This window comes from Pseudacidovorax intermedius, assembly GCF_001476815.1.
Lineage (GTDB): Bacteria > Pseudomonadota > Gammaproteobacteria > Burkholderiales > Burkholderiaceae_C > Xenophilus > Xenophilus intermedius_A.
This window is the reverse complement of sequence record NZ_LDSL01000051.1, coordinates 37186-51729: the sequence shown is the minus strand read 5'-3', so window position 1 is coordinate 51729 and position 14544 is coordinate 37186. Positions and strand designations below refer to the sequence as shown.

Genomic DNA, 14544 nt, shown 5'->3' with positions numbered 1-14544 from the left:
GCGCCATGGGCAGCTACATCCTCAAACGCCTGCTGCTGATGGTGCCGACGCTGTTCGGCGTGCTGCTGGTGAGTTTCGTCGTCATCCAGTTCGTGCCTGGCGGGCCGGTGGAGCAGATGGTGTCGCAGTTGCAGGGCCGCGCCGCGGGCGGCGAAGGGCCGTCGGCCGGCGGCTCCGCCTACCGCGGCCGGCAGGGCCTGAGTGCGCAGCAGGTCAACGAAATCCGCGCCCTCTACGGCTTCGACAAGCCGCCGGTCGAGCGCTTCTGGCAGATGCTCAAGGCCTTCGCCACCTTCGACCTCGGCCAGAGCTTCTACCAGCGCAAGGCCGTGTGGGAACTGGTGAAGGAGAAGCTGCCGGTCTCGATCAGCCTGGGGCTGTGGACCTTCTTCATCAGCTACCTGATCGCGGTGCCGCTGGGCGTGGCCAAGGCGGTGCGGGCGGGCTCGCGCTTCGACTTCGTCACCACGCTCATCGTGCTGATCGGCTATGCGATTCCCGGCTTCGTGCTCGGCGTCGCGCTGCTGGTGGTGTTCGGCGGGCAGCTGCAGTGGTTCCCGCTGCGCGGGCTGACGTCGGCCAACTGGGCGCAGCTGTCGTGGGGCGCGCGCATCGTCGACTACCTGTGGCACATCGTGCTGCCCGTGACGGCCATGGTGCTCGGCAGCTTCGCCGTGACGGCCATGCTGACCAAGAACGCCTTTCTGGAGGAGATCCGCAAGCAGTACGTGCTGACGGCCCGCGCCAAGGGTCTGCGCGAGAAGCAGATCCTCTGGAAGCACGTGATGCGCAACGCGCTCATCCCCATCATCACCGGCTTCCCGGCGGCCTTCATCGGCGCCTTCTTCACCGGCTCGCTGCTGATCGAGACGCTGTTCTCGCTCGACGGCCTGGGCCTGCTGAGCTACGAGAGCGTGATCCGCCGCGACTATCCCGTGGTGCTGGGCACGCTCTACCTCTTCACGCTGATCGGCCTGGTGACCAAGCTGATCAGCGACCTGTGCTACGTGTGGGTGGATCCGCGCGTGAAGTTCGATTGAGCATGAGCGAGCCCTCCGCGCCTTCCGTCCCGCTGTCGCCCGGCCGCCGTGCCTGGCGGCGCTTCCGCCGCAACCGGCTGGGCTTCGTCAGCCTGGTGCTCTTCACCGTGCTCGTGGTGCTGAGCCTGTTCGCCGAGGTGCTGTCGTCCGACCGGCCGCTGGTGGTGCGCTACGAGGGGCGGCTGTACTTCCCGGTGCTGACCGACCATTCGGAGAAGACCTTCGGCGGCGACTTCGAGACGCCGGCCGACTACCTCGACCCCTTCATCCGCGAGCGCATCACCCAGGGCGCCAACTGGGCCATCTACGCGCCCAATCCCTATGGCCCGCGCACGCTCAACTACTTCGCCAGCCGGCCCAACCCGGCGGCGCCCTCGTCCGAGAACCTGCTGGGCACCGACGACCGCGGCCGCGACCTGCTGGCGCAGCTGATCTACGGCTTCCGGGTGAGCGTGCTGTTCGCGCTGGCGCTCACGGCCATCGGCGTGGTGCTGGGCGTGGTCACCGGCGCCATCCAGGGCTTCTTCGGCGGCAGGACCGACCTGGCCTTCCAGCGCTTCATCGAGATCTGGGGCTCCATGCCCGAGCTGTACCTGCTGATCATCTTCAGCGCCATCTTCGCGCCCAGCGTGGCGCTGCTGCTGGTGCTGCTGTCGCTCTTCGGCTGGATGGGGCTGTCGGACTACGTGCGGGCCGAGTTTTTGCGCAACCGGCAGATGGACTACGTGCGCGCGGCCCGGGCCCTGGGCGTGGGCAACGTGGCCATCATGTGGCGCCACATCCTGCCCAACAGCCTGGTGCCCGTCGTCACCTTCCTGCCCTTCCGCATGAGCGCGGCCATCCTGGCACTGACCTCGCTCGACTTCCTGGGGCTGGGCGTGCCGCCGGGCACGCCGTCGCTGGGCGAACTGCTCAACCAGGGCAAGGCCAACATCGACGCCTGGTGGATCTCGCTGTCCACCTTCGGCGTGCTGGTGGTGACGCTGATGCTGCTGACCTTCATGGGCGACGCGCTGCGCGACGCCATGGACCCGCGGAAGACCTGAGCCATGGCCGAAGCTCTCCTGCGTGTGAAGGACCTGCGCATCGCCTTCGGCGGCAAGCCGGTGGTGCATGGCGTCGATTTCGAACTGGCGCCCGGCGAGAAGCTGGCGCTGGTGGGCGAGTCCGGCTCGGGCAAGACGGTCACGGCGCTCAGCCTGCTGCGGCTGGTGCCCGATGCCCAGGTGAGCGGGCAGGCCTGGCTGGCGGGCGAGCCGCCGCGCGACCTGCTGGCCTTGCCTGAGCGCGAATTGCGCGCCATCCGGGGCCGCGAGATCGCCATGATCTTCCAGGAGCCGATGACGGCCCTGAACCCGCTCTACCCGGTCGGCGACCAGATCGCCGAGGTGCTGCGCCTGCACGAGGGCCTGGACGCCCGCGCCGCGCACGAGGCCGCGGTGCAGTTGCTGGCCGACACGGGCGTGCCGGAGCCGGCCCGCCGCGCGCGGGCCTTTCCGCACCAGCTCTCCGGCGGCCAGCGGCAGCGCGCCATGATCGCCATGGCGCTGGCCTGCAAGCCGCGCCTGCTGCTGGCCGACGAGCCGACCACCGCGCTGGACGTGACGCTGCGCGTGCAGATCCTCGACCTGCTCGACAGCCTGCAGCAGCGCTACGGCATGGCAGTGCTGATGATCACCCACGACCTGAACCTGGTGCGCCGCTTCGCCGACCGCGTGGCCGTCATGGAGCACGGCCGCCTGGTGGAGGAGGGCGCGGTGCAGACCGTGTTCGGCGCGCCGCAGCATGCCTACACCCGCAAGCTGATCGACAGCCGGCCCGAGCGCCACGTGGCCGAGCCGCCCGCGGGCGGCGACGAGGCACCGCTGCTGTCGGCGCGCGACGTCGTCGTCAGCTACCCGGTGCCGCGTCCGGGCATCCGCGGCTGGTTCGGCCGTGACCGTTTCGTCGCCGTGCAGGACGCCGACCTGCGGATCGCGCCCGGCGAAACGCTGGGCGTGGTGGGCGAGTCGGGCTCCGGCAAGTCCACGCTCGCGCTGGCGGCGCTCGGCCTGCTGCCCTTCTCGGGCGAGATGCGCATCGCGGGCCAGGCCTGGCGTGGTGGTGCGACGGCCGACCGGCCGCTGCGGCGGCAGGTGCAGGTGGTCTTCCAGGACCCGTTCTCCTCGCTCTCGCCGCGCATGACCGTCGGGCGCATCGTGGGCGAGGGCCTGGCGGTGCACAGCCCCGGGCTGTCCGAGGCCGAGCAACTGGCGCGCGTGGTGCAGACGCTGGCCGACGTGGGCCTCACCGACGCGCAGTTCCCGCAACTGCTGTCGCGCTATCCGCACGAGTTCTCCGGCGGCCAGCGCCAGCGCATCGCCATCGCCCGTGCGCTGATCGTGCAGCCGCGCCTGCTGGTGCTGGACGAACCCACCAGCGCACTCGACGTCACCATCCAGAAGCAGGTGCTGGCCCTGCTGCAGCGCCTGCAGCGCGAGCACGGCCTGGCCTACCTGCTCATCACCCACGACGTCGAGGTGGTGCAAGCCATGGCCCACCGCGTGATGGTGATGAAGGACGGCCGCATCGTCGAGCACGGGCCCGTCGAGCAGGTGCTGGGGGCGCCGCGCGAGGCCTACACCCGCCAGCTCGTGACCGCGGCCCTGGCCGTGCCGCCGCTGTGAGCGGCCGTGGACGGGGCGACGCACGCTCGGACGCCGCCCAGGGCTGGCGGGCGGCGCTGGCCTGCATGGTCGCGCTGTCGGTCGCCATGGGCCTGGGCCGCTTCGCCTTCACGCCCATGCTGCCGGTCATGCTGCACGAGGGGCAGATCGGCCTGCAGCAGGGCGGGGTGCTGGCCTCGCTCAACTACCTGGGCTACTTCCTCGGCGCGCTGAGCAGCGCCTGGCTGCGGGTGCCGGCCCGCGCCATGGTGCGCGGCGGGCTGGCGGCGACCGCGGCGCTGCTGCTGGGCATGGGGCTGCTGCACGGTTTCGCGGCCTGGGGGCTGCTGCGCGCGGCGGCGGGCCTGGCCAGTGCATGGGTGTTCGTCTTCGCCTCGGGCTGGGGCGCGCGCCGGCTGGCGGAATGCGGCATGCCGGCGCTGGGCGGCGTGATCTACGCCGGCCCGGGCATCGGCATTGCCGTCACCGGCCTGCTGGGCGGCGCGGCCGGGCGCTGGGGCGCCGCCTGGGCGTGGATCGCCTACGGGCTGCTGGCCGTCGCGCTCGTCGCCGCGGTGTGGTCGCTGTTCGGCGATGGCGACGCCGGGGCGCCGACGGCGGCCGCCCCGCCCGTTCCGAATGCCGCATCACCGGATGCGGATGCGCGCTGGCTGATCGGCGGCTACGGCCTGGCCGGCTTCGGCTACATCATCACCGCCACCTTCCTGCCGGTGATCGCGCGCCAGGCGCTGCCGGGTTCGCCGTGGCCGGACCTGTTCTGGCCGCTGTTCGGCCTGGCCGTGGTGCCGGGCGTGCTGATCGGGGGCAGGGCGCCCGTGCATTGGGACAACCGGCTGCTGCTGGCAGCGGCTTATGCCATGCAGGCGGCGGGCGTGCTGCTGTCGGTGGTGTGGCCGTCCATTCCGGGTTTCGCGCTCGGCAGCCTGCTGCTGGGGCTGCCTTTCACGGCGATCACGCTGTTCGCGGTGCGCGAGGCGCGGCGGCTTCGGGGCAATGCCGCGGCGGGACTGATCGGCTATGCGACCGCGTCGTACGGGCTGGGCCAGATCGTCGGCCCGCTGTTTGCGGCGCCGGTGGCGCAGCGCTCGGGCAGTTTTGCGGTGCCGCTGCTGGTGGCCGCCGCGACGCTGGCAACCGGCGCGGTGCTGTTCGTGTGGCGCTGGCGGGTCGCCCCGGGCCGCGCGACGGCCGGCTGAGACGACCGGGCGATTCGGGGCCGACTGCGCGGCAGGACCTGCCGTGATGCCCCGGAAACCAGGCACGGCATTCGCGTGGCCTGGCGCGAATGACAGGCCTTTTCCCGATGCCCGCCTACATTCGCACGCGGCGCAGATGCATTTGCGTGGCAAATTCCCTATAATCGGAGGCTCACGACCAAACGGGCGGGTACTTACCGCCCGTTTTTTTTGGTTGTCATTTTCCTCCGCTGTCTCGGGTACTCCATTTGCAGGCCCGCCGGATGCCCCGCCGTCCGGCAGGCCTTCGGTTCTGGGGCAGCGGAAACAGATTTGCACAGAAGGACGCACGCGACCGGTGGCATTGCAGCAGACGGTGGAAAAAACGGTGACCCAGACGGTGTCTGGGTTGGGTTACGACCTGGTCGAGATCGAACGCTCGGCGGGCGGGCTGCTGCGCGTCACCATCGACCTTCCCTGGGCCGGACCCGCGGCCGACGGTGCCGATGACGCACTGGTCACCGTCGAGGACTGCGAGAAGGTCACGCGCCAGCTGCAGTATGCGCTGGAAGTCGAGGGCGTCGACTACAAGCGGCTGGAGGTGTCCTCCCCTGGCATCGACCGCCCGCTGCGGCACGAGCGCGACTTCGAGCGCTTCGCCGGCGAGGTGATCGACATCGTGCTCAAGGCACCCATGGGCGAAGCGGCCGCCGGCCAGGTCAGCGCCAACCGCAAGAAGTTCCGCGGCACGCTGGAGCGCGTGGAGGCCGCGGACGGCAGCCACGGCTGGCAGATCGTCTGGAGCGACGAGCCCGCCGCCAAGCCGGGCCAGAAGGTCAGCAAGAAGCGCCCGCCTGCCACGCTGCAGGCGCTGGGCTTCACCCTGGACGAGCTGCGCGAGGCGCGCCTCGCCCCCATCGTGGATTTCAAGGGCCGCAAGCCCAGGAGCGGCGCGGCGACGCCGCAGTGACAAGAACGAACAGTAGGGTCATCGAATGAATCGCGAAATGTTGATGCTGGTGGATGCGATCTCGCGCGAGAAGAACGTCGAGCGCGACGTCGTCTTCGCCGCCGTGGAATCCGCCCTGGCTCAGGCGACCAAGAAGCTGTATCCGGGCGATGTGGACATCCGTGTGGCCATCGACCGGGACACCGGCGCCTATGAAACCTTCCGTCGCTGGCACGTCGTGCCCGACGAGGCCGGCCTGCAACTGCCCGACCAGGAAATCCTGCTGTTCGAAGCCAAGGAAGACGTGCCCGACGTCCAGGTGGACGAGTACATCGAGGAACCCGTCGAGTCGCTGCCCATCGGCCGCATCGGCGCCATGGCCGCCAAGCAGGTCATCCTGCAGAAGATCCGCGACGCCGAGCGCGAGATGCTGCTCAACGACTTCATGTCGCGCGGCGAGAAGATCTTCACCGGCACGGTCAAGCGCATGGACAAGGGCGACATCATCGTCGAGTCCGGCCGCGTGGAAGGCCGCCTGCGCCGCAGCGAGATGATCCCCAAGGAGAACCTGCGCAACGGCGACCGCGTGCGGGCCATGATCATGGAGGTCGACCTGACGCTGCGCGGCGCGCCGATCATCCTGTCCCGCTCGGCGCCGGAGTTCATGATCGAGCTCTTCCGCAACGAAGTGCCCGAGATCGAACAGGGGCTGCTCGAGATCAAGAGCTGCGCCCGCGACCCCGGCAGCCGCGCCAAGATCGCCGTGCTGAGCCACGACAAGCGCGTCGACCCCATCGGTACCTGCGTCGGCGTGCGCGGCACGCGCGTCAACGCCGTGACCAACGAGCTCGCCGGCGAGCGCGTGGACATCGTGCTGTGGTCGGACGATCCGGCCCAGTTCGTCATCGGCGCGCTGGCCCCGGCCAACGTGCAGTCCATCGTCGTCGACGAAGAGAAGCACGCCATGGACGTGGTGGTGGACGAGGAAAACCTCGCCATCGCCATCGGCCGCGGCGGCCAGAACGTGCGGCTCGCTTCCGAGCTCACGGGCTGGAAGATCAACATCATGGACGCGAACGAGTCGGCGCAGAAGCAGGCCGAGGAAAGCGCCGTCACGCGCCAGCTCTTCATGGAGAAGCTGGACGTGGACGAGGAGATCGCCGACATCCTGATCCAGGAAGGCTTCTCCAGCCTGGAAGAGGTGGCGTACGTGCCCATCGCCGAGATGCTCGAGATCGAGGCCTTCGACGAAGACACCGTCAACGAACTGCGCGCCCGTGCCAAGGACGTGCTGCTCACGATGGAGATCGCCCGCGAGGAGAAGGTGGAGGCCGTGTCGCAGAACCTGCGCGACCTGGAAGGCCTGACGCCCGAACTGATCGGCAAGCTGGCGGAAGCCGGCATCCACACCCGCGACGACCTGGCCGACCTCGCCGTCGATGAACTCACCGAAATCACCGGCCAGACCGCCGACGAAGCAAAGTCCCTCATCCTCAAGGCGCGCGAACACTGGTTCGACGGCGCACAAGAGTGATGTGATGGGAGGCACCAGATCCTATGTCCAGCACCACCGTTGCAGAGTTCGCACAGGAACTCAAGAAGACGCCCGAAACCTTGCTTGACCAACTCCGCAGCGCCGGCGTGGCCAAGTCTGCCGCTTCGGATGCCCTCACCGAGGGCGACAAGCAGCGCCTGCTCAGCCACCTCAAGGCGAGCCATGGCACTGCCGCGCCCGCCGAGCGCAAGAAGATCACGCTGACCAAGAAGTCGACCAGCGAGATCAAGCAGGCCGACGCCCTGGGCCGTGCGCGCACGATCCAGGTGGAGGTGCGCAAGAAGCGCACCTTCATGCAGCGCGACGACGCCCCGGCCGACAACGCCGCCGCCCGCGAGGAGGAAGAGGCCGAACTCGCCCGCCGCGCGGCCGAGCTGGCCCGCCGCGAGGAAGAGGCGCGCCAGGCCGCCGAGGCGCTGCGCCGTCAAGAAGAAGAACTCGCCCGCCAGCGCGCCGAGCGTGAAGCGGCCGAGGCCGCCGAGCGCGAACGCCAGGCGCGCGAAGACGCCGAAGAGGCCGCCGCCCGCGCCAAGGCCGATGCGGTCGACGCCGTCGACCGCACCCGCCGCGACCGCGAGGTGCAGGCCGAGCGCGCCCGCGCCGAAGCCGCCGCGCTGAACGCCGCCGCCCACCAGGCCCGCGTGGCCTCGTCGCCCACCGCCCGCGCCCAGGCCGAAGCCGATGCCGCCGCCGCCGCCAAGGCCAGCGCCGACAAGGTGGCCGCCGACCGCGCCGCGGCCGAGAAGGCCCGCGAGGACGCCAAGGAAGAAGCCCGCGCCAAGGCCGCCGCCGAATCCAAGGCCGCCGCCGATGCCGAGGCCGCCCGTGCCCGCGACCTGGACGAGCGCCGCCGCAAGGCCCTGGCCGAGGCCGAGGCCATCCGCCAGATGATGAACGCGCCCAAGCGCGTGCTCGTCGCCAAGAAGGAAGAGCCGAAGCCGGTCGAGGCCAAGCCCGCCGTCAAGGGCACGCTGCACAAGCCGGCCACCGGCACGGGCACACGTCCGGCCGGCGCCGCCGGTGCTCCGGCCGCGGCACCCGCAGGTCCTGGCAAGGAAGTCAAATCGGCCAAGCTGTCCTCCAGCTGGGCGAACGACAACGCCAAGAAGAAGGAAATCAAGACCCGCGGCGATGCCAGCGGCGGCGTGGGCCGCAACAACTGGCGCAGCGGGCCCCGCAGCCGCCGTGGCGGCAACGACCGCGACGATGCGCAGCAGCAATCGGCACCGGCCGAGCAGCGCATCCTCGAAGTGCACGTGCCCGAGACGATCACCGTCTCCGAGCTGGCGCACAAGATGGCCATCAAGGCCTCCGAGGTGATCAAGCAGCTGATGAAGCTGGGCCAGATGGCGACCATCAACCAGTCGCTGGACCAGGACACGGCCATGATCCTCGTCGAGGAAATGGGCCACAAGGCCGTCGTGGCCGCGCTGGACGATCCCGAAGCGTTCACCGAGGAAGAAGTGCAGGCCGCAGCGGCCGATGCCCTGCCGCGCGCACCCGTGGTCACCGTCATGGGCCACGTCGACCACGGCAAGACCTCGCTGCTGGACCGCATCCGCACCACCAAGGTGGCGGCGGGCGAGGCCGGCGGCATCACGCAGCACATCGGCGCCTACCACGTCGAAACGCCGCGCGGCATGATCTCCTTCCTGGACACCCCGGGCCACGAGGCCTTCACGGCCATGCGGGCCCGCGGTGCGCAGGCGACCGACATCGTCATCCTGGTGGTGGCGGCGGACGACGGCGTCATGCCCCAGACCAAGGAAGCCATCAAGCACGCCAAGGCGGCGAAGGTGCCGATCGTGGTCGCGATCAACAAGATCGACAAGCCCGACGCCAATTCCGAGCGCGTGCGCAGCGAGCTGGTGGCCGAAGAGGTGGTGCCCGAAGAATTCGGCGGCGACTCGCCTTTCGTCGAGGTCTCGGCGAAGACGGGCAAGGGCATCGACGAACTGCTGGAGCAGGTACTGCTGCAGGCCGAAGTGCTGGAACTGAAGGCGCCGGTGGATGCCGCCGCCAAGGGCCTGGTCATCGAAGCCCAGCTGGACAAGGGCCGCGGCCCGGTGGCCACGGTGCTGGTGCAGTCGGGCACGCTCAAGGTGGGCGACGTGGTGCTGGCCGGTGCGACCTTCGGCCGCGTCCGCGCCATGACCGACGAAGACGGCAAGAACACCAAGTCGGCCGGTCCCTCCATCCCGGTGGAGATCCAGGGCCTGACCGAGGTGCCGCAGGCCGGCGACGATTTCATGGTGATGGTCGACGAGCGCCGTGCGCGCGAGATCGCCACCTACCGTGCCGGCAAGTTCCGCAACACCAAGCTGGCCAAGCAGCAGGCCGCCAAGCTGGAGAACATGTTCTCCGAGATGACGGCGGGCGAGGTCAAGACGCTGCCGATCATCATCAAGGCGGACGTGCAGGGCTCGCAGGAAGCGCTGTCGCAGTCGCTGCTCAAGCTGAGCAACGAAGAGGTGCGGGTGCAGGTGGTGTACGCCGGCGTCGGCGGCATCAGCGAGTCGGACGTCAACCTGGCGATCGCCTCCAAGGGCATCGTCATCGGCTTCAACGTGCGGGCCGATTCCGGTGCGCGCAAGCTGGCCGAAGGCAACGGCGTGGACATCAAGTACTACAGCATCATCTACGACGCCGTGGACGAGCTGAAGACGGCGATGGCCGGCATGCTGGCGCCCGAGCGCCGCGAAGAGATCATCGGTCATGCCGAGATCCGCACGGTGTTCGTGGCCACGAAGATCGGCACGGTGGCCGGCTCGTACGTGCTGGACGGCGTGGTCAAGCGCGACGCCCATTTCCGCCTGCTGCGCGACAACGTGGTGATCTACACCGGCGAGCTCGATTCGCTCAAGCGCATGAAGGACGACGTCAAGGAAGTGCGCGAAGGCTTCGAGTGCGGTATCAAGCTCAAGAACTACAACGACATCCGCGAGGGTGATCAGCTGGAGCTCTTCGAGATCAAGGAAATCGCCCGGACGCTGTAAGCGCCGGCCAGAGGTCCCACGCCATGCCAGCGAAGAAGTCATCCGTCCCCAACCGCGGCTTCAAGGTCGCGGACCAGATCCAGCGCGATCTGTCGGAGCTGATCGCCCGCGAGCTGAAGGATCCGCGCGTGGGCATGGTCACCCTGCAGGCCGTCGAGGTCACGCCCGACTATGCCCATGCGAAGGTCTTCTTCAGCCTGCTGGTGGGCGATCCGCAGGAGACGCAGGAGGCCCTGAACCAGGCCGCCGGCTTCCTGCGCAACGGCCTGTTCAAGCGGCTGCACATCCACACGGTGCCGACGCTGCATTTCGTGTTCGACCGCACCACCGAGCGTGCGGCGGACATGAACGCCTTGATCGCCAAGGCGGTGTCCTCGCGCTCGAAAGACGAGTAGACCGATGACGTCGCCATCCCGTGTCAGGGTGCAGCGGCGCCCTGTGCATGGGGTGTTGCTGCTCGACAAGCCGCTGGGCCTGTCCAGCAACCAGGCGTTGCAGAAGGCCAAGTGGCTGCTGCGCGCCGAGAAGGCCGGCCACACTGGCACGCTGGATCCGCTCGCGACCGGCGTGCTGCCGCTGTGCTTCGGCGCCGCGACCAAGTTCAGCCAGCTGCACCTGGACGCCGACAAGTGCTACGAGACCACGGTCCGCCTGGGCCGCACGACCAGCACCTGCGACGCGGAGGGCGAGGTGACCGGCGAGCGGCCGGTCGACTGCACGCCCGAGCAGGTGCATGCGGTGCTGGCGCGCTTTCGCGGGCCGATCTCGCAGGTGCCGCCCATGCACAGTGCGCTCAAGAAGGACGGCAAGGCGCTGTACGAATACGCCCGCGAAGGCATCGTGCTGGAGCGCGAGCCGCGCGCGGTCGTGATCCATGCGCTGACGCTGCTCGCGCTGCAGCTGGACGGGCCGGAGCCCTTCCTTCGCCTGGCGGTGCAGTGTTCCAAGGGCACCTACATCCGCACGCTCGGCGCCGACATCGGCGCGGCGCTGGGCTGCGGCGGCCACCTGACGGCCCTGCGCCGCACGCGCACCGGGCCGTTCGAGGCGCCGCAATGCGTGTCGCTGCAGGCGCTGGAAGCGATGGACGAGGCGCAGCGCGTTTCGGCGCTGCTGCCCACCGAGGTGCTGGTGGACGGCCACGTGCCCGTCACGCTGGGCCCGGAGGATGCCGGGCGCTTCCTGTCCGGCATGCGCCGGCGCGGCAGCTGGGCCGATGCCGAGGCGGTGGCCGTCTTCGGCGCCAGGCCGCGCGCCTTCCTGGGCTCGGCCCATGCGAAGGCCGGCGAACTGATCCCGGGCCGACTGCTGAGCCCGACCGAAATCCAGCAAACCCTATTGCAAACCCAATCAAAGTCCCCGGAGGCCTCGCAGGAGGTAACGACACCATGACCCGACAGATCCGCAACATCGCCATCATCGCCCACGTCGACCACGGCAAGACCACCATGGTGGACCAGCTGCTGCGCCAGTCCGGCACCTTCGCCGACCACGAGAAGGTGGTCGACACGGTGATGGACAACAACGCCATCGAAAAAGAGCGGGGCATCACCATCCTGGCCAAGAACTGCGCCGTGAGCTGGAAGGGCACCCACATCAACATCGTCGACACCCCCGGCCACGCGGACTTCGGCGGCGAGGTGGAGCGGGCGCTGTCCATGGTGGACGGCGTGCTGCTGCTGATCGATGCGCAGGAAGGCCCGATGCCGCAGACGCGCTTCGTGACCAAGAAGGCGCTGGCGCTGGGCCTGAAGCCCATCGTCGTGGTCAACAAGGTGGACAAGCCCGGTGCCAACCCCGACAAGGTGGTGAACGCCGCCTTCGACCTGTTCGACAAGCTGGGCGCGACCGACGAGCAGCTGGACTTCCCGGTGGTGTACGCCTCGGGCATCAACGGCTGGTCCTCGCTCGAAGAAGGCGCGCCGGGCGAGCAGTGGGGCCCCGACATGTCGGCCCTGTTCGACACCGTGCTCAAGCACGTGCCCTCGCAGACGGGTGACCCCGCGGCGCCGCTGCAGCTGCAGATCTCGGCGCTGGACTTCTCCACCTTCGTCGGCCGCATCGGCGTCGGCCGCATCAGCCAGGGCACGCTCAAGCCCATGCAGGACGTGCTGGTGTGCGAAGGCCCGGACGGCAAAAGCTACAAGGGCCGCGTCAACCAGGTGCTGACCTTCCAGGGCCTGGACCGCGTGCAGGCCACCGAAGCCGGCCCCGGCGACATCGTGCTGATCAACGGCATTGCCGACATCGGCATCGGCGTCACGGTGACCGACCCGGCCAACCCCATGCCGCTGCCCATGCTCAAGGTGGACGAGCCCACCCTGACCATGAACTTCTGCGTGAATACCAGCCCGCTGGCCGGCCGCGAAGGCAAGTTCGTGACCAGCCGCCAGATCTGGGACCGCCTGCAGAAGGAACTGCAGCACAACGTCGCGCTGCGCGTGAACGAGACGGACGAGGAAGGTGTGTTCGAGGTCATGGGCCGTGGCGAACTGCACCTGACCATCCTGCTGGAGAACATGCGCCGCGAAGGCTACGAGATGGCCGTGTCCAAGCCGCGCGTGGTGTTCCGCACCGTCGACGGCGAAAAGCACGAGCCCATCGAGCTGGTGACGGCCGACATCGAGGAAGGCCACCAGGGCGGCGTGATGCAGGCCCTGGGCGAGCGCAAGGGCGAGCTGGTCAACATGGAACCGGACGGCCGCGGCCGCGTGCGCCTGGAGTACCGCATTCCGGCGCGTGGCCTGATCGGCTTCACCAACGAGTTCCTGAACCTGACGCGCGGCTCCGGCCTCATCAGCAACATCTTCGACAGCTACGAGCCGCACAAGGGCGACATCGGCGGCCGCAAGAACGGCGTGCTGATCTCCATGGACGACGGCGAGATCTTCACCTACGCCCTGGGCAAGCTGGATGATCGTGGCCGCATGTTCGTGAAGGCGAACGATCCGGTGTACGAAGGCATGATCGTCGGCATCCACAGCCGCGACAACGACCTGGTGGTCAACGCCACGCGCACCAAGCAGCTGACGAACTTCCGCGTGTCCGGCAAGGAAGACGCGATCAAGATCACGCCCCCGATCGACCTCACGCTGGAATACGGCGTCGAGTTCATCGAGGACGACGAACTGGTCGAGATCACGCCCAAGAGCATCCGCCTGCGCAAGCGCTTCCTGAAGGAACATGAGCGCAAGCGCGCCAGCCGCGAAGCCTGATCCCGCGCGCCCGGCGCGGCGCGGCCTGACGCATGGCCGCGCCGTCGCATTGATGGTGCTGGTCACGCTCATGTGGGCGACGGCCGGCGTCGTCACCCGGCAGCTGGAGCGGGCCGCCAGCTTCGAGGTCACCTTCTGGCGGAGCTTCTTCACGCTGCTGGCCATGGCACTGATCCTCGGTGCCTGGCGCGGGGGGCGGGGCCTCTGGCGCAGCCTGCGCGAGGGCGGGCGCCACCTCTGGATTTCCGGCGCCTGCTGGAGCGTGATGTTCACCGCCTTCATGGTGGCGCTCACGCTGACCACGACGGCCAATGTGCTGGTCACGCTGGCCATCGGGCCGCTGCTCGCGGCCCTGGCGGCGCGCCTTTTCATCGGCCATCGGCTGCCGCCGCGCACCTGGGCTGCCATTGCCGTCGCCGGCGCCGGCATCGCGTGGATGTACGGGGCGCAGATCGGCGACCAGGGCGCATTGGCGGGCACGCTGGTGGCGCTGTGCGTGCCCGTTGCCGGCGCCTGCCACTGGACCAACGTGCAGCAGGCGCATGCCGGCGGGGCCGACGTCGACCTGCTGCCTGCGGTGCTGATCGGCGCGGCCGTGTCGGCCGCCTGCACGCTGCCGCTGGCCTGGCCGTTCACGGCAAGCGGACGCGACCTTGCGCTGCTGGGCTTCCTGGGCGTGTTCCAGCTCGCCATTCCCTGCATGTTGTCGATGGTGGTGGCGGGCGTGCTCAAGGCGCCCGAGGTGGCGCTGCTGGCCCTGCTGGAGGTGCTGTTCGGCATCGCCCTGGCCTGGTTCGGTGCGGGCGAGGTGCCGGCACCGACGGTGTTCAGCGGCGGCCTGCTGGTGATCGGCGCGCTGGTGGCCAACGAGTGGCTGGGTTGGCGCGGGGCGCGCGTTGCCCGTTGAGGCGCGGCGTCACGGCTTAGGCCGGTGCCAAGCAAAAGGGG

11 protein-coding genes are annotated in these 14544 nt (G+C 69.2%); all 11 read left to right on the top strand.

Annotated features, from left to right (window positions below):
* Positions 1 to 5 precede the first annotated feature (5 nt).
* The 11 genes from NS331_RS07800 (at position 6) to NS331_RS07750 (ending at position 14503) form a co-directional block, all read left to right on the top strand.
* Positions 6 to 1040 (top strand): microcin C ABC transporter permease YejB, encoded by a 1035-nt coding sequence (locus NS331_RS07800; RefSeq protein ID WP_058641437.1) that lies wholly within the window; start codon positions 6 to 8, stop codon positions 1038 to 1040.
* A gap of 2 nt (positions 1041 to 1042) precedes the next feature.
* Positions 1043 to 2086, top strand: a complete 1044-nt coding sequence (locus tag NS331_RS07795) for an ABC transporter permease (protein WP_058641436.1) — start codon at positions 1043 to 1045, stop codon at positions 2084 to 2086.
* A 3-nt stretch (positions 2087 to 2089) separates the two neighbouring features.
* Positions 2090 to 3706 (top strand): ABC transporter ATP-binding protein, encoded by a 1617-nt coding sequence (locus NS331_RS07790; RefSeq protein WP_058641435.1) that lies wholly within the window; start codon positions 2090 to 2092, stop codon positions 3704 to 3706.
* 65 nt (positions 3707 to 3771) lie between these two features.
* On the top strand, positions 3772 to 4902 hold the full coding sequence (locus NS331_RS07785; RefSeq protein WP_058641434.1) for a YbfB/YjiJ family MFS transporter: 1131 nt from the start codon (positions 3772 to 3774) through the stop codon (positions 4900 to 4902).
* Between the two features lie 337 nt (positions 4903 to 5239).
* A complete protein-coding gene (gene rimP, locus NS331_RS07780) occupies positions 5240 to 5851 on the top strand; it encodes a ribosome maturation factor RimP (RefSeq protein WP_058641433.1) in 612 nt (203 codons plus the stop codon).
* Between the two features lie 25 nt (positions 5852 to 5876).
* Positions 5877 to 7364, top strand: coding sequence for a transcription termination factor NusA (nusA, locus tag NS331_RS07775; RefSeq protein WP_058641432.1), 1488 nt, complete (start codon positions 5877 to 5879; stop codon positions 7362 to 7364).
* Between the two features lie 23 nt (positions 7365 to 7387).
* Complete coding sequence (gene infB / locus NS331_RS07770) at positions 7388 to 10381, top strand: translation initiation factor IF-2 (protein WP_058641431.1); 2994 nt, start codon at positions 7388 to 7390, stop codon at positions 10379 to 10381.
* Positions 10382 to 10404: 23 nt separating this feature from the next.
* Complete coding sequence (gene rbfA, locus NS331_RS07765; RefSeq protein ID WP_017760210.1) at positions 10405 to 10776, top strand: 30S ribosome-binding factor RbfA; 372 nt, start codon at positions 10405 to 10407, stop codon at positions 10774 to 10776.
* Between the two features lie 4 nt (positions 10777 to 10780).
* On the top strand, positions 10781 to 11773 hold the full coding sequence (gene truB / locus NS331_RS07760; protein ID WP_058641430.1) for a tRNA pseudouridine(55) synthase TruB: 993 nt from the start codon (positions 10781 to 10783) through the stop codon (positions 11771 to 11773).
* Positions 11770 to 13596 carry a translational GTPase TypA gene (gene typA / locus NS331_RS07755; RefSeq protein WP_058641429.1) on the top strand — a complete coding sequence of 609 codons (1827 nt, stop codon included), beginning with the start codon at positions 11770 to 11772 and terminating at the stop codon, positions 13594 to 13596. The genes truB and typA overlap by 4 nt, the downstream gene beginning before the upstream one ends.
* A complete protein-coding gene (locus tag NS331_RS07750; RefSeq protein ID WP_345940341.1) occupies positions 13565 to 14503 on the top strand; it encodes a DMT family transporter in 939 nt (312 codons plus the stop codon). Before typA ends, NS331_RS07750 begins: the two co-directional genes overlap by 32 nt.
* The last annotated feature ends 41 nt before the right edge of the window (positions 14504 to 14544 follow it).